This is a genomic window from Paraburkholderia bryophila, from assembly GCF_013409255.1.
Taxonomy (GTDB): Bacteria; Pseudomonadota; Gammaproteobacteria; order Burkholderiales; family Burkholderiaceae; genus Paraburkholderia.
The window spans coordinates 3,759,529-3,782,092 of the sequence record NZ_JACCAS010000001.1; the positions used below are offsets into that span (position 1 = coordinate 3,759,529).

The following is a 22,564-nucleotide window of genomic DNA, read 5'->3' on the forward strand; positions in this document are numbered from 1 at the left end:
CGACCAGGCCATCTAACAATAAATAAAGTGCCAGATCACGGGTCACACCTCGTTTTGGTGGCCTTGCGCACAAATTCTTTTGAAAACCGATCTGGTTTTTAAACTCATCTTCAGTGATGCGGCCCCGTTTATTTCGAGCAAAAGCGCTTGCGTCGATTTTTGACGCACTAAAATAGTGCGTGATCGTTGAATCGATAGAAACGTAATACCTAACGCGAAACGCGCTGCAATCGGGGCTTGGGCCAATTCGCCGCAACACTTGATGCCACGGGGCGCGGCGCTGGTGCAACTGATGCACGAAAAATAGTCGCAACCGGGTTGCGCCTTTTAGTGAATTTCGCTCTCAAAATAAGGTTGCAATGCAGGAAAACCCTGCCGGTTCAACAATATTGCCCGTCGCAAAATTGGAGTTACAATGCGCGCGTTCTCAAGGCCTCCGGGTCCCGAACACGAGATTTTGCAAGGCGCAGGAGACCTACTTAATGCGAGTCAAATTTGCTTACGCCGTGTCCATCGCGGCCGCGGTTGCGATGCTGACCGCGTGCGGCAAGAAACAGGATGGCGAGGCAGGAGCAGGTGCATCGGCGGCCGTGACGGCAGCGGCGCCGGCAAGCGAAGCGACGGTCGTGAAAATTGGTCATGCGGCCCCATTGACGGGCGGCATTGCGCACCTTGGCAAAGACAATGAGAACGGCGCGCGTCTGGCGGTCGAGGAAATCAACACACAGGGTTTAACGATCGACGGCCACAAGATCCAGTTGGAGCTCGACGCGCAAGACGATGCAGCGGATCCGAAAACGGGCACCGCCGTCGCGCAGAAGCTGGTCGACGATCACGTAGTCGCGGTGGTCGGGCATCTGAACTCGGGGGTGTCGATTCCGGCTTCGAAGATCTATAGCGATGCAGGCATCGTGCAGATCTCGCCGTCGTCGACGAACCCGGCCTACACGCAGCAGGGTTTCAAGACGACCTACCGGGTCGTCGCCACGGACGCGCAACAAGGTCCGGCGCTCGCCGATTACGCCACGAAGGCGTTGGGCGCCAAACGCATCGCAATAGTGGACGATGCAACCGCCTACGGTAAGGGGCTCGCGGACGAATTCGCGAAGACCGTACAGGCGAGCGGAGCGAAGATCGTCGCGCGGGAAGCGACGAACGACCGGGCCACGGATTTCCGGGCCATCCTCACAAAGATCAAGAGTGTTCGGCCGGACGTGATTATGTTCGGCGGTATGGACGCGACGGGCGGGCCGTTCACCAAACAGGCGGCGGCGCTCGGTATCAGGGCAAAAATCCTTGGCGGCGACGGTGTGTGTACCGACAAGGTGGGGGAGCTGGCGGGATCCGCCGTGCAAAACCTGGTCTGCTCGGAGGCGGGACTCGCGCTTTCGAAGATGGACAAGGGAGCGGACTTCGAAAAGAAGTACGTGGACCGCTTCCACACACCGGTGCAGATTTACGCACCGTTCACGTATGACGCTGTGTACGTGATTGTCGATGCGATGAAGCGCGCTAATTCGATCGAGGCGCCCAAGGTGCTGGCTGCGATGCCGTCCACCGATTACAACGGGGTAATCGGGCACATCGCGTTCGACGACAAGGGTGATTTGAAAGAGGGCGCCATTACGCTTTACGACTTCAAGGACGGCAAAAAAGCGGTTCTCGACGTCGTGAAGATGTGATGACGGGACGTTCAGCCTGACGGCACCGAAACCACCCAACGGTGCCGTTTTTGCATCCGCTCAAGGCGAGCCTGCGACCGCATCCCGGTCGTCATGGCAAACCGGCGGCGGATAACCCTTACCGGTCTTTTACATCAGTACCCGCAGTGCCGTTGAGATTCCGTGACGCATCACCGCCCACCGGCTGATGAAGAACGCGAATCCAGTCGCACGGGCTAAGGAGCATTAAATGGATATCTTCATCCAGCAGGTCCTCAACGGGCTGGTGCTTGGCAGCGTTTACGCCATCATCGCACTGGGCTATACGATGGTTTACGGCATCTTGGGCATCATCAACTTCGCTCACGGCGATGTGTTGATGGTGGGCGCGATGGTTGCGCTCTCAGCCATAGGCGTGCTTCAGAACCACTTCCCCGGCCTCGGCAATGTGCCGACGCTCATCATCGCGCTGATCATCGCCGCTATTGTGTGCGCGGCGGTCGGCTACACGATCGAGCGGGTGGCCTACCGGCCGTTGCGTAAAGCACCGCGTCTCGCCCCGCTGATCACCGCGATCGGCGTGTCGATCCTGCTGCAGACGCTGGCCATGATGATCTGGTCGCGCAACCCGCTGCCGTTCCCGCAGCTGCTGCCCACCGACCCGATCAACGTGATCAAGGCCACCGACACGACGCCGGGCGCCGTGATCTCGATGACTGAAATCGTGATCATCGTGGTGGCGTTCCTCGTGATGGCCGGCCTGCTGCTGCTGGTGCACAAAACCAAGCTCGGCCGCGCCATGCGTGCCATCGCCGAGAACCCGGGCAATGCCAGCCTGATGGGCGTGAACCCGAACTTCGTGATTTCGGCGACGTTCATGATCGGCTCGGCGCTCGCCGCTCTGGCCGGCGTGATGATCGCGTCCGAATACGGCAACGCGCACTTCTACATGGGCTTCATCCCCGGTTTGAAGGCCTTTACGGCGGCGGTGCTAGGCGGTATCGGCAACCTCGGCGGCGCGATGGTGGGCGGGGTGATCCTCGGCCTGATCGAGCAGTTGGGCGCCGGCTATATCGGCAACCTCACCGGTGGTGTGTTCGGCAGTAATTATCAGGACGTGTTCGCTTTCATCGTGCTGATCATTGTGCTGGTGTTCCGTCCGTCGGGTCTGCTCGGCGAACGCGTTGCGGATCGCGCCTGATTCTGGGAGAAAATAAACATGACCTCAATTCAACCGATCGAGCCGTCCACGACGCTCATCCCTGAAAAGAACCTGGCCAAGACATTGACGGTCGGCATCATCACCGCGATCTTCGTGATCGCCGCGCCGATGATCATCGGCGCGGCTGGCGGCAACTACTGGGTCCGCGTGCTCGACTTCGCGATGCTGTACGTGATGCTCGCGCTCGGCCTCAATGTGGTGGTCGGCTTTGCCGGCCTGCTGGATTTGGGCTACATCGCGTTCTACGCGGTCGGCGCCTACACGGCCGCTCTGCTGAGTTCGCCGCACCTGTCGTCGCAGTTCGAGTGGATCGCGCATCTCGCGCCGAACGGGCTGCATGTGCCGTTCCTGCTCATCGTGCCGTGCGCGATGGCTGTCGCCGCGTTCTTCGGCGTGATTCTCGGCGCACCGACGCTGCGTCTGCGGGGCGATTACCTCGCCATCGTGACGTTGGGCTTCGGGGAAATCGTGCGGATCTTCCTGAACAACCTCGACCGTCCGGTGAACATCACCAACGGCCCGAAGGGGATCACGGCGATCGACCCGGTGCATTTCGGCGACTTCAGCCTCGCGCAAACGCACACGCTGTTCGGCTTCCAGTTCCCCACGGTGTACTCGTACTACTACCTGTTCGTGATCGCAGCGTTGGCCGTGATCTGGGTGTGTACGCGTTTGCAGCACTCGCGTATCGGCCGTGCATGGGCCGCGATCCGCGAAGACGAAATCGCCGCCAAGGCGATGGGCATCAACACCCGCAACGTGAAGTTGCTGGCGTTCGCGATGGGCGCGTCGTTCGGCGGTTTGTCGGGCGCGATGTTCGGCTCGTTCCAGGGCTTCGTGTCGCCGGAATCGTTCACGCTGCCGGAATCGATCGTGGTGCTGGCGTGCGTGGTGCTGGGCGGTATGGGCCATATCCCGGGCGTGATTCTCGGCGCGGTGCTGCTCGCGGTGCTGCCGGAATTCCTGCGTTCGACCATGGGTCCGCTGCAGAACATGGTCTTCGGTCATGAAATCGTCGACACGGAAGTGATCCGTCAGTTGGTCTACGCACTCGCCATGGTGCTGATCATGCTGTATCGCTCGGAAGGTTTGTGGCCATCGCCCAAGCATGAAGACAAGATTGCGAAACTGACGAAGCGTGGCGGCAAGAAGCCGGTTCGCGCCTAAGCCGGGGAGAGAGAAAAATGAGCGACAACATTCGACTGTCGGTGAAGGGTGTCAACAAGCGCTTCGGCGGCTTGCAGGCGCTGTCCGACGTCGGGCTTGAAATCAAGTCCGGCCAGATTTACGGTTTGATCGGCCCGAACGGCGCCGGCAAGACGACGTTCTTCAACGTGATCACGGGCCTGTACACGCCGGATTCGGGCGACTTCAAGCTCGACGGCACGCCGTACACGCCCACAGCGGTCTATCAGGTGGCAAAAGCCGGTATCGCGCGCACGTTCCAGAACATCCGTCTGTTCGGCGGCATGACCGCGCTGGAAAACGTGATGGTCGGCCGTCACGTGCGCACCAAACACGGCCTGATCGGTGCGGTGTTCCAGACGCCGGCCGAACGCAAGGAAGAGCGCGAGATCAAGGAACGCGCGATCGAACTGCTGGAGTACGTCGGCATTGCGCAGTACGCGGACTACACGTCGCGCAATCTGTCGTACGGCCATCAGCGTCGTCTGGAAATTGCCCGTGCCTTGGCAACCGATCCGAAGCTGCTCGCACTGGATGAACCGGCGGCCGGCATGAACGCGACGGAAAAGGTCGATCTGACCAAGCTGCTCGACAAGATCCGCAGCGACGGCAAGACGATCCTGCTGATCGAGCACGACGTGAAACTCGTGATGGGTCTGTGCAACCAGATGACGGTGCTCGACTACGGCAAGGTAATTGCGCAAGGTCTGCCGCAAGACGTGCAGAAGGATCCGAAGGTGATCGAAGCTTATCTGGGTGCGGGAGTCCACTGATGTCCACAACGCAAGCAATGTTGAAAATCAAGGGCCTGCAGGTCAATTACGGCGGCATCCAGGCAGTCAAGGGCATCGACCTCGACGTGCAGCAGGGCGAGCTGGTCACGCTGATCGGCGCGAACGGTGCGGGCAAGACCACGACGATGAAGGCGATCACGGGTCTGAAGCCGTACACGATCGGCGACATCGAGTACATGGGCGAGTCGATCAAGGGCGTGCCGCCGCATCTGCTGCTCAAGCGCGGTCTGGCGATGGTGCCGGAAGGCCGCGGCATCTTCGCGCGCATGTCGATCATCGAGAACATGCAGATGGGTGCTTATCTGCGTACCGACACCGACGGCATCAAGGCGGACGTGGATCGCATGTTCGGCTTTTTCCCACGTCTGAAGGAACGGGCCACGCAGTACGCGGGCACGCTCTCCGGCGGCGAACAGCAGATGCTGGCGATGGCGCGCGCGATCATCAGCAAGCCGAAGCTGTTGTTGCTGGACGAACCGTCGATGGGTCTGTCGCCGATCATGGTCGAGAAGATCTTCGAAGTGGTGCGGGCGATCTCGGCTGAAGGCATGACCGTGCTGCTGGTCGAGCAGAACGCGCGTCTCGCGCTGCAGGCCGCGAACCGCGGCTACGTGATGGACTCGGGTCTGGTCACGATGTCGGGCGACGCGAAGCAGATGCTGGACGATCCGAAGGTGCGTGCGGCTTATCTGGGTGAGTAACCTGGTTTAGCGGGACGAGACCGATAAAAAAGGCTGCATGCGCAAACGCATGCAGCCTTTTTCTATTCCGACGCGACGTGTTGTCTCGTCTCGACTCGTCAGGAAGCTTAACGGGTCAGTTTGCCACCGCCGCCGGCTCCGCGAGTTCGCCCAGCCGCTTGCCCAAACTGATCACCGCGTCGGCGCGATACCCGAGCGCCTCATAAAACTCACGGATATCCGTCTTGGCGGACAACACCTGCAGATTCAGCTTCGGGCAACCCAGCCCGGTCAATACCTGCTCGACGTGCGCGACCAGCCGCGTACCGATTCCGTGACGTCGCAACGATTCGTCGACGGCCAGCGAATAGAGCCAGCCTCGGTGACCGTCGTAGCCGCCCATCACCGTGCCGACGATGCGCTCGTCGAGTGTCGCGACAAAGAACAGTTCCGGTTGCGTCGCCAGCTTGTTGGCGATCGACAGATGCGGGTTGCGCTGCGGCCTCGTCACGTCCCGATACTCGGGGAAGGCTTCTTGCCACAGCGCGACCACGGCATCGGTGTCGCGCGCGTCGAAGCGGCGGATCGATAGCGTGGAGGTCGTCGTCATAGGTGCGTTCCTTTGAGTTACAGCGTGTCGAGAATCGAACGCAGCATCGCCATCATCTGATCGATTTCTTCGTTCGTCACGTTCAGTGCCGGCATGAAGCGCAGCAGGTTCGGGCGCGCCGCGTTCAGCAGCAGACCGTCGGGTTGCATCACACGAGCCTTCTCGACGATCTGGTTGCCGATGTCCTTGCCGAGCAGCAGCGCGCGCAGCAGGCCTTCACCGCGTTCGCCCTCAAAGCCGCGTTCCGCCGACAGCTCCAGCAGCTTCGCGCGCAGATACTCGCCGCGCGCGCGCACGCCTTCGAGGAAGCCCGGCGCCACCAGTTGCGAGATCACCGAATAGCCGACCGCGGTCATCAGCGGATTGCCGTTATAGGTGCCGCCCTGATCGCCGGCTTCGAACACGGCGACCTCCGCCTTCGACAGCAGCGCCGCGAGCGGCACACCGCCGCCGATGCCCTTGCCGAGCGTCATGATGTCCGGCTCGATGCCCGACAGTTCGTACGCGAACAGTGTGCCTGCGCGGCCGCAACCGCTTTGCACTTCGTCGACGATCAGCAGCAGGTTGTGCTGTTGGGTCAGCGCGCGCAATTGCTTCATGAATTCGGGGGTGGCCGGAATCACGCCGCCTTCGCCCTGAATCGGTTCGAGCATCACGGCAACGGTCTTTGCGTTGATGAGCTTTTCCACCGACGCGATGTCGTTCAGATCCGCCTTCGGGAAGCCCGGCACTTGCGGTGCGTAGATCGTGTCCCAGCCCGGTTTGCCGCTGGCCGACATGGTGGCTAGCGTGCGGCCGTGGAAGCTGTGATCGAAGGTGATGATCTCGAACGCGCCGTCCTTGAACTTCTTGCCCCACTTGCGCGCGAGCTTGATCGCGCCTTCGTTGGCTTCGGCGCCGCTGTTGGTGAAGAACACCTTGTCGAAGCAGCTGTGTTGCGTGAGCAGACCGGCGAGTTGCGCCATCGGCTCGTTGTAGAACGCCGGCGACGGATTGAACAGCAGCTTGGCCTGCTTGTTCAGCGCTTCGATCATGCCTTCGTTGCAATGCCCGAGGCTATTGACCGCCCAGCCCTGGATGAAGTCCAGATATCGCTTGCCGTTATTGTCGTAGAGCCACGAGCCCTTGCCGTGCGTGAAAACGATTTCGGGCCGGTTCGTGATGTACATCAGCGACTCGATCGGGTACTCAGTGAAATTCATGACGGCAGGCTCCAGACAACGGGTGAAGGGGGATGAAAGTTGGCCGGATACGCAACAGAGCGGCCGGGGATACAACGGAACGGCAAAAACAAAAAAGCCACGGCATGCCGTGGCTTTCATGATTCGAACTGCGTGCGCCTGTGTGTGGCGCGAATCCGTGACGAAGCCAGCGGCGTCCCTAGGGGAGCGGCGAGCGGCGACGTCGGAGTTCGGACTGGATGCGGTTCATGCGCGAAAGAATACGACAAGGAAAGCGCTGGTGTAAACCATGAATTTGCATCGGACGGATTTTTTCTCCGACGCGCAAGCTTATGCGGCTTGCCGATTATGAGACCGGCCGCTGACTAGAATGTGACGGCGGTTGTTTTTGGGCATTGTTCGCACGGGCGGCAACTCACGACAAACCGTCGCCGCAAAAGCAAATGGGCGCTCAACTGAGCGCCCATTCCGAATCAGGAAGCCGGGGGTCCGCCCATCCGAAGATAGCTGCCGACGCTGATCCCGACTTATCGCCAAGAAGTCTAAAAGCCGAGGAGGCGCACGTCTAATGGACCGACTGACAGATGATGAAATTTCAGCAATTACCGCGCTGCTCTCTGAAGATCGTCTCAGCACTTTTCAGACAATGGCCGGCACGACTCGCGCCGCCATCGCGCTTCATCAGCAGATGCTGCAACTGGCCGGGGCGCTGATGAGTACGTTGCGAGCATCGGCGCATCTGCACCGACGCCGCTCACCTCAAACCGCGTTCGCCAGATCCGCGGCACTCGTGAACGAGTCCGCATAAAACTCATCTTGCGGCAGGCCGTGATGCTGGGTGAAATCGCGCTGGGCCGATTCGACCATCACCGGTGCACCGCAGGCATAGACCTGGTACGCCGACAGATCGGGCAAGTCTTCGATCACCGCGCGATGCACAAAGCCGACGCGGCCCGTCCACGCGTCGTCCGCGTCCGGCTCCGACAACACCGGCACGAACTTGAAGTTCGGAATCTCGCGTGCCCATTGCTCGGCGAGTTCGAGCAGGTACAGGTCTTTCTTGCGGCGTGCGCCCCAGTAAAGCGTCATGGGACGATCCAGGTTCTTGAACACCGCATGCTCGACGATCGCCTTCAGCGGCGCGAAGCCCGTGCCCGAAGCCAGCAGCACGATCGGCCGGTCGGAATCTTCACGCAGGAAGAACGTGCCGAGCGGCGCTTCGAAGCGCAGAATGTCGCGCTCTTTCAGCGTGTTGAACACGTGGTCGGTGAATGCGCCGCCGGGCATGTGGCGAATATGCAGTTCGACCGGGCCTTCCGCGTGCGGCGCGCTCGCCATCGAATAGCTGCGGCGCTTGCCGTCCTTCAGAATGAATTCGAGGTACTGGCCGGCCAGATATTGCAGACGTTCGTTGGCGGGCAGTTGCAGCTTCAGCACGACGACGTCGTCGGCTTTGCGCTCGATCGCGCTGACGCGGCACGGCAGCTTCTTGACCTGCACGTCGCCGACACCGGCCACTTCGCGGACGTCCACTTCGAGATCGGAGCAGGCGGTCGCGCAGCACAACAGCGCCATGCCGCGAGTCTTCTCGTCGTTCGACAACGCCGACGACGAATGCGCGCGCTGTTCGACCTGACCGCTGAGCACCGTGCCCTTGCATGAGCCGCAAGCGCCGTTCTTACAGCCGTACGGCAGGCCGATGCCCTGGCGCAACGCGGCGCTCAGCACCGGTTCGTCCTGTTCTACCTGAAACTGCCGGCCGCTTTGCCGGAGCGTGACGTTGAATGCCATAAAGTGTGCGGAAATCGAAAAGTCGGTAATCGTTATCGGACCCGCCGCGTTCGCGGCTGACGGCTACAATGCGTCCACCATGAAAGCGACACGAAACTTCCGCCGGCCGCGCGTGTTGATCGTAGGTTGCGGCGATGTCGGCATGCGTTGCGTGCCCTTGCTGCAGCCACGTGCACACGTCTTTGCACTGACCAGCCATGCCGGGCGCTGCGCCGAACTGCGCGCCGCAGGCGTCACGCCGCTGGTCGGCGATCTGGATCAGCGCCGCAGCCTGAAACGACTCGCGGGCCTCGCGCCGACGGTGCTGCACCTTGCGCCGCCACAAAAAAATGGCAACGACGATCTGCGTACCCGCGCCTTGCTCGCGACGCTCGGCGCTCGTGGCGCCCGCGCGCTGCGCGCTGCGGCGGCGCCTGCCGTGGCGCCGGTTGGGCGGCTGCGTCGCGAACGGGCCGCGCGTGCCGGGTTTGCTGATTTTGCCCTGTGGGACGGATCCGGGAAAGCCAATATTGTACCCGACGGGGTCAGCCGTGCCGCCGCTTCGCGCGCGCCGGTCCGCCTCGTGTACGCGAGCACGACGGGCGTCTACGGCGACTGCGGCGGCGCCTGGATCGACGAGACGCGCGTCACGCAGGCGACCAATGCGCGCGCCAAACGTCGTGTGTCGGCCGAGCGGCAACTGCGGCGCGCGACCGCTCGCGGCGCGGTCCGCGCCAGCATCGCGCGGATTCCCGGCATCTATGCGGGCAACCGTCTGCCGCTCGCGCGGCTCGAAAAACGCACGCCGGCCTTGATCGATGCCGACGACGTCTACACCAACCATATCCACGCCGACGATCTCGCCGCGATCCTCGTGCGGCTCGCCACACACGGCCGGCCGGCGCGCGTGATCCACGCGAGCGACGACTCGTCGTTGAAAATGGGGGAGTACTTCGATGCGGTCGCCGATGCGTTCGGCGTCGCGCGTGCGCCGCGTATCACGCGTGCGCAGGCCGAGCAGGCGATCGAGCCGACCATGCTGTCGTTCATGCGTGAATCGAGGCGGCTGATAAACCGGCGGCTCAAGACGGAATTGCGCGTGCAATTACGCTACCCGAGCGTGGAAGATTTTCTGCGCGAGGTCGCCGCGCAAGCGTGACCTCGCGCGCCCCGCTGACCTAAGTCAGCGCGGGCAATGCCTCCAGCAGCAGGAAACACAGCATCGCGCCGATCAATGCGCCGATCAGATTCGGATGATAGGTGTGCCGCAGCCGCATCGTGATCAGCAGTCCGCCGATCAGAACCAGTCCGAGACACAGAAAAGCAATCATCACGGACGAGATCCGGATAGTGTCGTGGATCATCATGGCGCGCCTCCTTGAACCCTTTGTTGTCTTTGTTTAAAGGAGTATAGGGCGAGCTGTAAGCAAGAGCATGCTGCGGCGCAGCGCATGAACACGGCCCGCCACGCCTTATGTGCGGCCGCGCACAGGCTTTTCCTGCCGCATCAAGGCCTTGGTGCGCGGCTACCGGTTTACCCGCTCCGTAAAGATCCGAGGTCGGTTTCGTCGAGCCATTGCCATGCGCCCGGCGCGAGCGTCGCGGGCAGCGCGAGTCCACCGATCCGCTCGCGATGCAGCGCCTCGCAGCGGTTGCCGGCCGCGGCAATCATCCGCTTGACCTGGTGGTACTTGCCTTCCATGACCGTGAGCGCCAGCGCGTGCTCGCTGCGCGCGACGGCCTCAACTGCGGCGATCGGTTTCGGCTCGCCGTGCAGCAGCACGCCGTCGCGCAGCGCGCCTAGTTGCGTGTCGTCGAGCGGATGGCGCGTGGTCGCGACGTACACCTTCGGCACCTTGCGTTTTGGCGAAGTCAACAGATGGACGAACTTGCCGTCGTCGGAGAGCAGCAGCAGGCCGGTGGTGTCCTGGTCGAGCCGGCCCACGCATTGCACGCCGCGCTCCGCGAACTGCGGCGGCAGCAGGCTGAATACGCTCGGATGATGCTGCGGGTCGCGCGAACATTCGTAGCCGGCCGGCTTGTTCAGCAGCAGATAGGCGTGCTCGCGATACGGCCAGACGACGCCGTCCACACTGAAGTGGAACGCGTTGCCGGTGACGGGGAAATCGGCGTCGGCGTCGGTGCAGACAGCGCTTTCGATGCTCACGCGCGCGTCGCCGATCAGCGCGCGGCATTGGCGGCGCGAGCCGAAACCTTGAGTAAAGAGAATGCTTTCGAGATTCATGGCGAGCGAAGAATAACACCGCAAGAAGCGGAGCGCCCCACGGCGCGAGTCGGACGACGATGGGCTCCTCATCACCGAGCCCAAGGAGTGCTTCGATGCCCACCGCTTCCTCTTCTTCTCCCTCGATCCGATCCCGCTTGCCGGCCGCGTTCCAGCGCCTCGCGTGGTCGAACCTGGTCGCGCAGTCGGCCGAACAGATCAGCCTCGCCGCCGCGCCGCTCGTCGCGGTGTTCATGCTCGGCGCCGACGCGCGCGACACCGGTCTGCTGCAAACCGCGCAGACGCTGCCGTTCCTGTTGCTGTCGATCCCGCTCGGCGTCTGGGCCGACCGTCGCTCGCGCCGGCTGTTGATGACGCTCGCCGAAAGCGTGCGGGTAATCGCAATGCTGTGTGTGCTACTGCTCGTGTTGACGCACGCGCTGAGCTTGCCGCTGCTCGCCGCGCTCGGCTTCGTGGCGGCGACCGGCACAGTGGCCTACAACGTCGCGGCGCCTTCGCTGGTGCCCGCGCTGGTGCCGCGCGAGGCGTTCGCCAGCGCCAACGGCCGGCTTGAACTCGCGCGCAGCGTCGCGTATTCGGCGGGGCCGGCGCTGGGCGGTTTGCTGGTCGGCTGGATCGGAGCAGGGTGGGCGTACGGCTGCGCGGCCGGGCTCTCGGCGCTGGCCGTCGCGCTGCTGGCCGGACTGCGCGAACCGCCGCGCGCGGCGATGCCGCAGCGCCACTTCCTGCTGGAGTTGCGCGACGGCACGCGCTTCGTGCTGCGCGATGCGCTGCTGCGTCCCATGCTCGCGACCGCCGTGTTCTTCAACCTCGGCTTCTTCATCCTGCAAGCGGTGTATGTGCCGTACGCGGTGCATCGCTTGGGGCTGAGCGCGTCGATGGTCGGCGTGACGCTCGGGGCCTATGGCGTCGGCATGGTGTGCGGCGCGCTGGCGGCGCCGGCGATCGCGCGGCGTCTCGCCTTCGGACGCGTGCTGATCATCGGGCCGTCGTGCGGCCTGCTCGCGTCGCTCGTGATGGTGGCGACGCTCGTCGCGCCATCGTTCTGGCTGGCGATGCTGAGTTTCTTCCTGGTCGGCGCGGGGCCGATTCTGTGGGTGGTCGGCTCGACCACGCTGCGTCAGGCGATCACCCCCGAACGGATGATGGGCCGCGTGTCGGCGCTCAACAGCACCGCCACCTACGGCGCGCGTCCGCTGGGCGCGTTGCTCGGCGCGGCGATCAGCGCGCGCTGGGGCATGGACGCTTGCCTCGTCGCGGCCGCGGCGGCATTTGTCGTGCAGGCGCTGATCATCTTCATGTCGCCGGCGGCGCGGCTCGAGCGCATTCCCGAACAGAGCGCCACCGCCTGCTGAAAAAAGGTTTTCATCCGGTCGCATCATGCCGGGCGGCGGTGCGTGGACGTGCCGCATGAGCCAATACGCATCATCCGGAAAAACCCTCGAAAATGAAAATGAATTTTTTTCGGCGTGATTTCTATGTAAATATACTTTCATTCATTTTCATTACAGCATCGGCCCAGCCAACTCGCTCGCATGATTCATCAACCGTCCGTTGCCCCCAATTCCGCCGAGCAGGCTATCGCGGCGCGCATCGCCGCCGCGATGCCGACGCTCACGCCGATTCACCGGCGTATGGGCGATTACGTGCTGGCCAATCTGTTCCGCGCGGCCACCATGCGGATCGACGAACTGGCTAGCGTGGTGGGCGCGTCGGTGGCGACGGCGAATCGCTTCGCGCGCGCGCTTGGCTTCGACGGCTATCCGCAGTTTCGCGACGCGCTCGTGCGCGGCTTCGAAGCGACGCTCGCGCCGGTCGAGCGTTTGCGCAGCGCGCAGGAGTCGCTCGCGGCCGGCGACGCTGTGCTCGACGCATCGCTCGAACAAGCCGCTAATAATCTGCACGCCACCCGCACGGCGATCGACAAGAACGCGGCCGAAGCCGCCGTCGAAGCGATCATCGCGGCCCGTCGCGTGTTCGTGCTCGGCTACGGCGCCAGCGCGTTCCTCGCCGGGCTGATGGAGCACGGCCTGATGCCGTATCACGACAACGTGCAGTCGCTCGCGCTGATGGGCGGCCCGTCGCACGCCGCGCGGCGTCTGTTCGCCTCCAACGAGGACGATCTCGTGATCGGCCTCGCGTTTCCGCGTTACGTCGAAGACACGATCGAACTCGCGCGCCGCGCCGCAAGCCGTGGCGCTCGCGTGCTTGCGCTGACCGACAGTCCGCGTTCGCCGCTCGCGCAATTCGCGGATCTCTCGCTCTACATTCGCGCCGACCGGCGGCTCGCGGCCAACGCCGATTCTGCCGTGCTGGCCGTGATCGAAGCACTGTGCGACGCGGTCGCGTACCGGGCGAAACGCTCGGTCAAGGCCGCCGCCGAAGTCAGCGAATTCGTGCTGCCGTGGCTGGTCGATCCGCACGCCGAGAGCGCCGGCCCGAACGAGCGACCCGCGCGCGCGGTCAGCCGTAGTGCGGGCGATGCCGGCAAGCCCCGCAAGGCCAGCGAGCCAGCCGTTGCGGCCACGCCCCGACCCACCCGAACCCTCAGCAAGACCCAAGCTAAACGATGAACTCCAACGCAGTCATTGCCATTCATGGCGGCGCCGGGACGATCCTGCGCGCGTCGATGTCGGCCAGCGCCGAAGCCGATTACCACGCCGCGCTGCACGCGGTGCTGAGCGCCGGCCAGCGCGTGCTGGCGGACGGCGGCAGTGCGCTCGACGCGGTGAGCGAAGCGGTGCGCCTGCTCGAAGATTGCCCGCTGTTCAACGCGGGCCGCGGCGCGGTGTACACGGCGGCCGGCACGCACGAAATGGACGCCGCGATCATGGACGGCAGCACGCTCGAAGCCGGCGCGATCTGCTGCGTGAAGCGCGTGCGCAATCCGATTCTGGCGGCGCGCAAGGTGCTGGAACGCAGCGAGCATGTGCTGTTCACCGGCGAAGGCGCGGAAGCGTTCGCCGCCGCGCAGGGACTCGAATTCGCCGAACCCGAGTATTTCCATACCGAAGCGCGTCATCGTCAATGGCTGCTCGCTCGCGGTCAGCACCGCCCGATGCTCGATCATGATGGTGCGTCGCTCGCCGCCACGCCGTCGGCGGAGCATGACGACAGCGGCAACGGAAGCAACGACAAAGGCAACGGCAGCAACGACGACCCCACGCCGCACGAACCCATCGACCCGAACCGCAAGTTCGGCACGGTCGGCGCGGTCGCGCTCGATCGACACGGCCATGTGGCCGCGGCGACCTCGACGGGTGGCGTTACCAACAAGCAGGTGGGCCGGGTCGGCGACACGCCGCTGATCGGCGCGGGCTGCTATGCGGACGATGCCACCTGCGCGGTCTCCACCACCGGCTCCGGCGAAATGTTCATGCGTATGGTCGCGGCCTACGACGTCGCCGCGCAAATGGCCTACCGCCAGGTGTCGCTGCAGGAAGCGGCTCACGACGTGGTGATGAACCGCTTGCCGAAGATCGACGGACGTGGCGGTCTGATCGCCGTCGATGCGCGCGGCAATATCACGCTGCCGTTCAACACCGAAGGCATGTATCGCGGCTTCGCGCGTCTCGGCGAAACGCCGGTGACGGCGATCTATCGCTAGCAGGCCTCGCCGGATCTAACTGATTCATGGTTCGAACGTTCGCGCGCCTGCGCTTGCGTTCTGGCTAGTCGCGTTCGAATTCAAAGGAACCACCGTGCCGACTTCATTGCACACCGCCCGTCCGCTTATCGAAACCCTGCCGCCGCAACGCGTGCTCGCGGTCGACGATCTGTCGGTCGCGTTTCGACGCGGCGAACAGGCCTTCAACGCGGTGCGCAATCTGTCGCTGACAGTCGAGCGCGGCGAGACGCTCGCGATCGTCGGCGAATCGGGTTCCGGCAAATCGGTGACTTCGCTCGCGTTGATGCGGCTGATCGAGCACGGCGGTGGGCGCCTTGCCGGCGGCAGCATCGCATTCCGGCGCCGCGACGGCAGCGTGCTCGACCTCGCGAAAGCGTCGTCCGGCACGATGCGTTCGATTCGCGGCGCCGACATCGCAATGATCTTTCAGGAGCCGATGACCTCGCTCAATCCGGTCTTCACGGTCGGCGATCAGATCAGCGAAGCGATCGCGTTGCATCAGGGCAAGAGCCGTTCGGCGGCGCTCGCCGAAACGTTGCGGCTGCTTGACCTCGTGCGGATTCCCGAGGCGCGCCGCGTAGCCGCGCGCTATCCGCATCAGTTGTCGGGCGGCATGCGCCAGCGCGTGATGATCGCGATGGCGCTGTCGTGCAAACCCGCGCTGCTGATCGCCGACGAACCGACCACCGCGCTCGACGTGACGATCCAGGCGCAGATTCTGCAACTGATTCGCGGCTTGCAGGACGAGATGAACATGGGCGTGATCTTCATCACGCACGACATGGGTGTCGTCGCCGAAGTGGCTGACCGCGTGCTGGTGATGTATCGCGGCGAGAAGGTGGAAGAGGGCGCGTCGGACACGATCTTCACCGCGCCGTCGCATCCCTATACGAAGGCGTTGCTCGCCGCCGTGCCGCGTTTGGGCGCGATGCAGGGCACCGATCAACCCGCCAAGTTTCCGATTCTGACCGTCGAGCAGGCCAGCTTGAGCGGCGCCGAACAAGCGGTGCGTGCCGCGTCCGCCGTCGCCGAAGAAGCGCAGCCGCCGGTGCAGGAGAGCACGCCGCCAATTCTGCGCGTGCGCGATCTGGTTACGCGTTTTCCGGTCAAGACCGGTGTGTTCGGCCGGCTCACGGGCCGCGTGCATGCGGTCGAAAAAGTCAGCTTCGATCTGCGGCCGGGCGAAACGCTCGCGCTGGTCGGTGAGTCGGGCTGCGGCAAATCGACCACGGGTCGCTCGCTGCTGCGTCTGGTCGAAAGTCAGAGTGGCTCGATCGAGTTCGCCGGCAAGGAAATCAGTTCACTGACGGGGCCCGCGTTGCAGGCGCTGCGCCGCGATATCCAGTTCATTTTCCAGGACCCGTTCGCGTCGTTGAATCCGCGTTTGACGGTCGGCTTCTCGATCATGGAGCCGCTGCTCGTGCATGGCGTCGCGCAGGGCGCCGAAGCGCAGGCGCGCGTCGCGTGGCTGCTCGATAAGGTCGGTTTGCCGCCCGAAGCCGCGCGCCGTTATCCGCATGAATTCTCCGGTGGCCAGCGGCAACGGATCGCGATTGCCCGTGCGCTGGCGTTGAACCCCAAAGTCGTGATCGCCGACGAATCCGTCTCCGCGCTCGACGTGTCGGTGCAGGCGCAAATCGTCAACCTGATGCTCGATCTGCAGCGCGAACTCGGTGTGGCCTATCTGTTCATTTCGCACGATATGGCCGTGGTGGAGCGCGTCAGCCATCGCGTGGCGGTGATGTATCTCGGCCAGATCGTCGAAATCGGTCCGCGCCGCGCGGTGTTCGAAGCGCCGCAGCATCCGTACACGAAGAAGCTGATGGGCGCGGTGCCGGTTGCCGATCCCGCGCGCCGTCACGCCAAACGCATGCTCGCCGCCGATGAAATTCCAAGCCCGATCCGCGCGCTGAACGACGAGCCGACGGTCGCGCCGCTGGTGGCGGTGGGCCCGGATCACTTCGTCGCGCAGCACCGCGTTGGCGGCGCTTACTAGACCGACAAGCCAAAGAAAAAAACCGTTTCCTCTCGCAGCCCCTTAACCCGTTTTCATTTCGCAGCCTGGAGCCAACCTCATGAACCTGCTGGTCCCGTCTTCTCCGTTTCGTTTGCGCGCGCTGGTCAGCGGCGGCGCGGTGGTGTTCGCGATGCTCGCGGGCAATGTGGCGCATGCCGAGACCACGGCCGTGATGGCCGTCGCATCGACCTTCACGACGCTCGATCCGTACGATGCGAACGACACGCTGTCGCAAGCTGTCGCGAAGTCGTTCTATCAAGGGCTGTTCGGTTTCGACAAGGACATGAAGCTGGTCAACGTGCTGGCCGACAGCGTTGAAGCCAGCCCGGATGCGAAGGTTTATACGTTCAAGCTGCGCCACGGCGTCAAGTTCCAGGACGGCACCGACTTCAATGCGGCAGCGGTGAAAGCGAACTTCGACCGCGTGACCGATCCGGCCAACAAGCTGAAACGCTACAACATGTTCAGCCGTATCGAGAAGACCGAAGTGGTCGATCCGTACACGGTGAAGATCACGCTGAAGGCGCCGTTCTCGGCCTTCGTCAACGTACTGGCGCATCCGTCGGCGGTGATGATTTCGCCGGACGCGCTGAAGAAGTACGGCAAGGACATCGCGTTTCATCCGGTGGGCACGGGGCCGTTCGAACTGGTCAAGTGGGATCCGGCCGGCGACCTGACGGTGAAGAAGTTCGCGGGTTACTGGAAGAAGGGCTATCCGAAGGTCGACGCGATCGACTGGAAGCCGGTGGTCGACAACAACACGCGCGCCGCGCTGATGCGCACCGGCGAAGCCGATTTCGCGTTCCAGGTGCCGTTCGAACAGGCCGCGCAATTGCAGGCGAGCCCGAAGGTCGATCTGATCGCGTCGCCGTCCATTATTCAGCGCTATATCAGCCTGAACATGAACCAGAAGCCGTTCGACAACCCGAAGGTGCGTGAGGCGCTGAACTACGCGGTCAACAAGGACGCGCTGACCAAGGTCGCGTTCGCCGGTTATGCGACGCCGGCCGACGGCGTGGTGCCGCAAGGCGTCGACTACGCGGTGAAGCTCGGGCCGTGGCCGTACGATCCGGCGAAGGCGCGTGAACTGCTGAAGGAAGCGGGCTATCCGAACGGTTTCGAAACCACGCTGTGGTCCGCGTATAACTACTCGACCGCGCAGAAGGTGATCCAGTTCGTGCAGCAGCAACTCGCGCAAGTGGGCATCAAGGCGCAGGTCGAAGCGCTCGAAGCAGGGCAGCGCGTCGCCAAGGTGGAAAGCGCGCAGGACCCGGCCACCGCGCCGGTGCGCATGTATTACGCGGGCTGGTCGTCGTCGACGGGTGAAGCCGACTGGGCGATCACGCCGTTGCTCGGCTCAGTATCGTTCCCGCCGAAGATGGTCAATACCGCGTACTACAAGAACGACACGGTCGACAACGATCTGAAGCAGGCGCTCGAAACCACCGACCGCACGCAGAAGGCCGCGCTCTACACCGACGCGCAAAAGCGCATCTGGGCCGACGCGCCGTGGATCTTCCTCGTCAAGGAGAAGGTCGTGTACGCGCGCAGCAAGCGTCTGTCGGGTGCGTACGTGGCGCCGGACGGTTCGTTCAATTTCGACGAGATCGCGATCAAGTGATCGGCTGACCGTTCGTGCTCCGGCGTGTTCGATGAATACGCCGGAGTGTGAACAGTCCTGCCTCACGGGCCGCACCGGATCATTCGTTACCCGCATCATTGCCGGATTGGGTTTCATGCTGAACTTCCTCGTCAAACGTCTCTTTGGCCTGCTGCCGACGCTCTTTATCGTCGCCGTGCTGGTGTTCCTGTTCGTGCATCTGTTGCCGGGCGATCCGGCGCGGCTCGCCGCCGGTCCCGAAGCGGACGAGGCGACCGTCGCGCTGGTGCGCACGGATCTCGGTCTCGACAAACCGATGCCGCAGCAGTTCGTCAACTTTTTCGTGAAGATCGCGCACGGCGATTTCGGTGTCTCGACGCGCAGCAAGCGGCCGGTCAGCGAGGAAATCGGTGAGCGCTTCATGCCGACACTGCTGCTCACGCTCGCCAGCATGGTGTGGGCGGTCGTGCTGGGTATGGGCATCGGCATTGTCTCGGCGGTGTGGCGCAACCGCTGGCCCGACCGGCTCGGCATGACGCTCGCGGTGTCGGGCATTTCGTTTCCGGCCTTCGCGCTCGGCATGGTGCTGATGGAAATTTTCTCGGTGAAGCTCGGCTGGCTGCCGGTGGTCGGCGACGGTTCGTGGCAGAGCTACGTGCTGCCTTCGCTGACGCTCGGCGCGGCGGTCGCGGCGGTGATGGCGCGCTTCACGCGGGCTTCGTTCGTCGAGGTGCTGAACGAGGACTTCGTGCGGACCGCGCGCGCCAAGGGCGTGCCCGAACGTCTCGTGATCCTCAAACACTGTCTGCGTAACGCGCTGATTCCCGTCATCACGATGATGGGGCTGCAATTCGGTTTTCTGCTGGGCGGCTCGATCGTGGTCGAGGTGGTGTTCAACTGGCCGGGCCTCGGACGCCTGCTGGTGGACGCTGTGTCGATGCGCGACTATCCGGTGATTCAGGCTGAGGTACTGTTGTTCTCGCTTGAATTCATCATCATCAATCTGATCGTGGACGTGTTGTACGCCGTGATCAATCCGACCATCCGTTTCAAGTGAGGCCCGCATGAGCATCTCCGCAACCGAGGCGAATGCGGCCAAGGCCGCTATCGTCGAGAAAACGATCCGCACGCCGTGGAGCGAGTTCTGGCGCAAATTCCGTAAGCAGCATGTGGCGCTCGGCGCCGGCATTTTCGTGCTGCTGCTGATCGTGGTCGCGATCGCCGCACCGCATCTGGTGCCGTACGACCCGGAGAATTTCTTCGACTACGACGCGTTGAACGCGGGGCCTTCGGCGGCGCACTGGTTCGGCGTCGATTCGCTGGGCCGCGATATTTTCAGCCGCATTCTGGCGGGCTCGCGCATTTCGCTCGCGGCCGGGTTTCTCTCGGTCGCGATCGGCGCGCTGATCGGCACGTTCTTCGGCCTGCTGGCCGGCTATTACGAAGGCTGGTGGGATCGCGTCGTGATGCGGGTGGCCGACGTGCTGTTCGCGTTCCCCGGCATTCTGCTCGCCATCGGCGTGGTGGCGATTCTCGGCAACGGCATGATCAACGTGATCTGCGCGGTGGCGATCTTCAGCATTCCGGCGTTCGCGCGGCTCGTGCGCGGCAACACGCTGATGCTCAAGCAGCTCACGTATATCGAAGCGGCGCGCAGTATCGGCGCGTCGGACTGGACCATCATCGTGCGCCATATTTTGCCGGGGACGATTTCGTCGGTCGTGGTGTACTTCACGATGCGTATCGGCACTTCGATCATTACCGCCGCGAGTCTGTCGTTTCTCGGACTCGGTGCGCAACCGCCCACTCCCGAGTGGGGCGCGATGCTCAACGAAGCGCGCGCCGATATGGTCACCGCACCGCATATCGCGCTGTTTCCGAGTCTGGCGATCTTCGTGACCGTGCTTGCGTTCAACCTGCTCGGCGACGGTTTGCGCGATGCGCTCGATCCGAAGCTCGACCGCGCATGAGCGTGTCCTCTGCTGAAAACGCGCCGCATATCGGCGCTTTGCCGCGCGGTCCGCTCGGCACGATTGCCGATGTGCCGGGCGTAACCGTCGGACATTGCACGCTCGACGAAGGCGCGCTGCAAACCGGCGTGACCGTGATTCGCCCGCATGGCGGCGATCCGTTTCGCGACAAGGTGCCCGCCGCGGTGTCGGTGATCAACGGCTTTGGCAAGAGTATCGGGCTCGTGCAGGTCGAGGAACTCGGCACGCTGGAAACGCCGATTGCGTTGACCAATACGTTCGGCGCCGCCGCCGTTGCACAGGCGCAGATTCGCGCGGCGATTCGTGCGAATCCGCGAATCGGGCGCGAGTGGTCGACGGTCAGTCCGTTGGTGTTCGAGTGCAACGACGGCTATCTGAACGATATCCAGGCAATGGCGGTTGGCCCGCAACATTTCGACGACGCGTACGCGGCCGCGAGCGCCGAGGTTGCCAGCGGTTCGGTGGGGGCGGGGCGCGGTATGTCGTGCTTCGATCTGAAGGGCGGTATGGGCAACGCGTCGCGCGTGGTGGAGGCCGCAGGGCAACGTTATACCGTCGGCGCGCTGGTGCTGGCGAACTTTGGCCGCTTGCCGATGCTGACGCTCGACGGCGTGCCGCTCGGCCGCATGCTGAGCGAACGCGCGGCTGCAACTGCGAACGCTTCGACCACGACGAAGCCCGAGCAAGGCTCGATCATCATGATCGTCGCCACCGATGCGCCGCTCGACGCACGTCAACTCAAGCGTCTCTCGCTACGCGCGGCAGCCGGTCTTGCGCGCACCGGCTCCGTGTACGGCCACGGCAGCGGCGATATCGCGCTGGCGTTTTCGACCGCGTACACCGTGCCGCACGAAGCGCAATTCGTCACGCTGCCGCCGCTACTCGCCGATGAACGTCTGGACCCGCTGTTTCGCGCCTGCGCGGACAGCGTCGAGCAGGCCATCGTCGACGCGTTGTGGAACGCTGTGTCGGTGACCGGACGCGACGGTCATCGACGTCTGTCGCTCCACGACAGCGCGCCCGATCTTTCCCAACTACTCAACTCCGCTCGCTGATGAAAGTCCTCATTTCCGCCGACATCGAAGGCGTGGCCGGCGTGTTTCATCCCGAGCAAACGCGCGCGGGCAACGGCGAATACGAAGCCGCGCGCCGCTGGATGACGCTCGAAGCCAACGCCGCGATCGAAGGTGCGTTCGCCGGCGGCGCCACGCAAGTGTGGGTCAACGACTCGCACGGCGGCTTCCGCAATCTGCTGCCCGATCTGCTCGATCCGCGCGCGCTGGTGGTGCTCGGCAAACCGCGCACGCTGGGCATGATGGCCGGCCTTGAATATGGCGCGGCGCTGGTCTTCATGATCGGCTATCACGCCAAGTCGCAAACGCGCGGCATCCTCGCGCATACGATCAACAGCTTCGCGTTCGCGCGCGTGTCGCTGAACGGCGTGGAAGTCGGCGAGGCGGGTATTTATGGCGCGCTGGCGGAAGAATATGGGGCACAGGTAGCGCTTTTATCCGGCGACGATGTGTTCGCCGAGGAAACTGCGCCGCGTTTTCCCGGCGCACGTTTTGTCGTCACCAAGAGCGCGACGGGCCAGTCGAGCGGTGTCACGCAGTCGCCGGCGAATGCGCGCGAGGCGATCGAAACGGCGGCGCGCGAAGTGGTCCGTCAACATCTCGACGGTGGCCGCGCGCCGCAGGCCACGCGTGCGGCGGTGCAGCCGGTTGCGTGCGAACTGCGCGTGCAGACCAGCGCGCTCGCCGATCTGTTCTGCCAATGGCCGACGCTTACACGCGTCGACGCGGTCACGTTGCGTTTCGACGCGGCGTCGGCGGAGCACACAGTGCGTATGCTGAACTGCCTGTCCGCGATGTCGTTCATGCTGCGCTAGCCGGGCAGCCCGCGCTACGGTTGCGCGCAAATCACGTGCGGCCATTTTCAACTCGTTTACGGATTGCTGCCGACTGTAAAGAAGTACACGCA

At 63.6% G+C, this 22,564-nt stretch carries 21 protein-coding genes; 16 read left to right on the forward strand and 5 right to left on the reverse strand.

What is annotated here, in order from left to right; translation table 11 throughout:
- The first annotated feature begins 482 nt into the window (after window positions 1-482).
- The 5 genes from GGD40_RS16815 (at window position 483) to GGD40_RS16835 (ending at window position 5,563) form a co-directional block, all read left to right on the forward strand.
- Window positions 483-1,682 carry a branched-chain amino acid ABC transporter substrate-binding protein gene (locus GGD40_RS16815; RefSeq protein WP_179703266.1) on the forward strand — a complete coding sequence of 400 codons (1,200 nt, stop codon included), beginning with the start codon at window positions 483-485 and terminating at the stop codon, window positions 1,680-1,682.
- A gap of 229 nt (window positions 1,683-1,911) precedes the next feature.
- Window positions 1,912-2,862, forward strand: coding sequence for a branched-chain amino acid ABC transporter permease (locus tag GGD40_RS16820; RefSeq protein ID WP_035548051.1), 951 nt, complete (start codon window positions 1,912-1,914; stop codon window positions 2,860-2,862).
- A gap of 18 nt (window positions 2,863-2,880) precedes the next feature.
- Window positions 2,881-4,050: a branched-chain amino acid ABC transporter permease gene (locus tag GGD40_RS16825; RefSeq protein ID WP_179744296.1), complete on the forward strand. Its 1,170-nt coding sequence runs from the start codon at window positions 2,881-2,883 to the stop codon at window positions 4,048-4,050.
- Between the two features lie 17 nt (window positions 4,051-4,067).
- Window positions 4,068-4,841 carry an ABC transporter ATP-binding protein gene (locus GGD40_RS16830; protein ID WP_179703268.1) on the forward strand — a complete coding sequence of 258 codons (774 nt, stop codon included), beginning with the start codon at window positions 4,068-4,070 and terminating at the stop codon, window positions 4,839-4,841.
- A 17-nt stretch (window positions 4,842-4,858) separates the two neighbouring features.
- Window positions 4,859-5,563 carry an ABC transporter ATP-binding protein gene (locus tag GGD40_RS16835; protein ID WP_373565336.1) on the forward strand — a complete coding sequence of 235 codons (705 nt, stop codon included), beginning with the start codon at window positions 4,859-4,861 and terminating at the stop codon, window positions 5,561-5,563.
- A 115-nt stretch (window positions 5,564-5,678) separates the two neighbouring features.
- Here the strand turns inward: GGD40_RS16835 and GGD40_RS16840 are convergent, their stop codons facing one another.
- Together GGD40_RS16840 and GGD40_RS16845 are read right to left on the reverse strand one after the other, a co-directional pair.
- Complete coding sequence (locus GGD40_RS16840; protein ID WP_179703270.1) at window positions 5,679-6,152, reverse strand: GNAT family acetyltransferase; 474 nt, start codon at window positions 6,150-6,152, stop codon at window positions 5,679-5,681.
- A gap of 17 nt (window positions 6,153-6,169) precedes the next feature.
- Window positions 6,170-7,354: an acetylornithine transaminase gene (locus GGD40_RS16845; RefSeq protein ID WP_035548038.1), complete on the reverse strand. Its 1,185-nt coding sequence runs from the start codon at window positions 7,352-7,354 to the stop codon at window positions 6,170-6,172.
- A gap of 547 nt (window positions 7,355-7,901) precedes the next feature.
- Between GGD40_RS16845 and GGD40_RS16850 the strand changes: the two genes are divergently transcribed.
- The gene (locus GGD40_RS16850) at window positions 7,902-8,141 is read left to right on the forward strand and encodes a hypothetical protein (protein WP_179744297.1); all 240 of its coding nucleotides are present in this window, start codon (window positions 7,902-7,904) and stop codon (window positions 8,139-8,141) included.
- On the opposite strand, the gene GGD40_RS16855 is transcribed toward GGD40_RS16850, so the two are convergent.
- The gene (locus GGD40_RS16855) at window positions 8,093-9,124 is read right to left on the reverse strand and encodes a CDP-6-deoxy-delta-3,4-glucoseen reductase (protein WP_179703271.1); all 1,032 of its coding nucleotides are present in this window, start codon (window positions 9,122-9,124) and stop codon (window positions 8,093-8,095) included. The two genes, GGD40_RS16850 and GGD40_RS16855, sit on opposite strands and share 49 nt — an antisense overlap.
- 79 nt (window positions 9,125-9,203) lie before the next feature.
- Here GGD40_RS16855 and GGD40_RS16860 point away from each other — a divergent pair, with 79 nt between their 5' ends.
- Window positions 9,204-10,262 (forward strand): NAD-dependent epimerase/dehydratase family protein, encoded by a 1,059-nt coding sequence (locus GGD40_RS16860; protein WP_179744298.1) that lies wholly within the window; start codon window positions 9,204-9,206, stop codon window positions 10,260-10,262.
- 19 nt (window positions 10,263-10,281) lie between these two features.
- Here the strand turns inward: GGD40_RS16860 and GGD40_RS16865 are convergent, their stop codons facing one another.
- Both GGD40_RS16865 and GGD40_RS16870 read right to left on the reverse strand, forming a co-directional pair.
- Entirely contained in the window at window positions 10,282-10,470 is a 189-nt protein-coding gene (locus tag GGD40_RS16865; protein WP_179703273.1) for a hypothetical protein, read from the reverse strand.
- Window positions 10,471-10,637: 167 nt separating this feature from the next.
- Window positions 10,638-11,348, reverse strand: a complete 711-nt coding sequence (locus GGD40_RS16870) for a 16S rRNA pseudouridine(516) synthase (protein ID WP_179744299.1) — start codon at window positions 11,346-11,348, stop codon at window positions 10,638-10,640.
- A 95-nt stretch (window positions 11,349-11,443) separates the two neighbouring features.
- Here GGD40_RS16870 and GGD40_RS16875 point away from each other — a divergent pair, with 95 nt between their 5' ends.
- The 9 genes from GGD40_RS16875 (at window position 11,444) to GGD40_RS16915 (ending at window position 22,472) form a co-directional block, all read left to right on the forward strand.
- The gene (locus GGD40_RS16875) at window positions 11,444-12,703 is read left to right on the forward strand and encodes an MFS transporter (RefSeq protein ID WP_179744300.1); all 1,260 of its coding nucleotides are present in this window, start codon (window positions 11,444-11,446) and stop codon (window positions 12,701-12,703) included.
- A gap of 180 nt (window positions 12,704-12,883) precedes the next feature.
- Entirely contained in the window at window positions 12,884-13,921 is a 1,038-nt protein-coding gene (locus tag GGD40_RS16880; protein WP_179744301.1) for a MurR/RpiR family transcriptional regulator, read from the forward strand.
- Window positions 13,918-14,955, forward strand: coding sequence for an isoaspartyl peptidase/L-asparaginase family protein (locus tag GGD40_RS16885; protein WP_179744302.1), 1,038 nt, complete (start codon window positions 13,918-13,920; stop codon window positions 14,953-14,955). Before GGD40_RS16880 ends, GGD40_RS16885 begins: the two co-directional genes overlap by 4 nt.
- Before the next feature lie 94 nt (window positions 14,956-15,049).
- Window positions 15,050-16,972, forward strand: coding sequence for a dipeptide ABC transporter ATP-binding protein (locus tag GGD40_RS16890; protein ID WP_179744303.1), 1,923 nt, complete (start codon window positions 15,050-15,052; stop codon window positions 16,970-16,972).
- Between the two features lie 79 nt (window positions 16,973-17,051).
- Window positions 17,052-18,614 (forward strand): glutathione ABC transporter substrate-binding protein GsiB, encoded by a 1,563-nt coding sequence (gene gsiB, locus GGD40_RS16895; RefSeq protein ID WP_179744304.1) that lies wholly within the window; start codon window positions 17,052-17,054, stop codon window positions 18,612-18,614.
- Window positions 18,615-18,729: 115 nt separating this feature from the next.
- Window positions 18,730-19,650 carry a glutathione ABC transporter permease GsiC gene (gsiC, locus tag GGD40_RS16900; protein WP_179744305.1) on the forward strand — a complete coding sequence of 307 codons (921 nt, stop codon included), beginning with the start codon at window positions 18,730-18,732 and terminating at the stop codon, window positions 19,648-19,650.
- Between the two features lie 7 nt (window positions 19,651-19,657).
- Entirely contained in the window at window positions 19,658-20,563 is a 906-nt protein-coding gene (gsiD, locus tag GGD40_RS16905; RefSeq protein WP_179744306.1) for a glutathione ABC transporter permease GsiD, read from the forward strand.
- Window positions 20,560-21,639 carry a DmpA family aminopeptidase gene (locus tag GGD40_RS16910; RefSeq protein WP_179744307.1) on the forward strand — a complete coding sequence of 360 codons (1,080 nt, stop codon included), beginning with the start codon at window positions 20,560-20,562 and terminating at the stop codon, window positions 21,637-21,639. Before gsiD ends, GGD40_RS16910 begins: the two co-directional genes overlap by 4 nt.
- Window positions 21,639-22,472, forward strand: coding sequence for a M55 family metallopeptidase (locus tag GGD40_RS16915; protein ID WP_179744308.1), 834 nt, complete (start codon window positions 21,639-21,641; stop codon window positions 22,470-22,472). The genes GGD40_RS16910 and GGD40_RS16915 overlap by 1 nt, the downstream gene beginning before the upstream one ends.
- Window positions 22,473-22,564 lie beyond the last annotated feature (92 nt).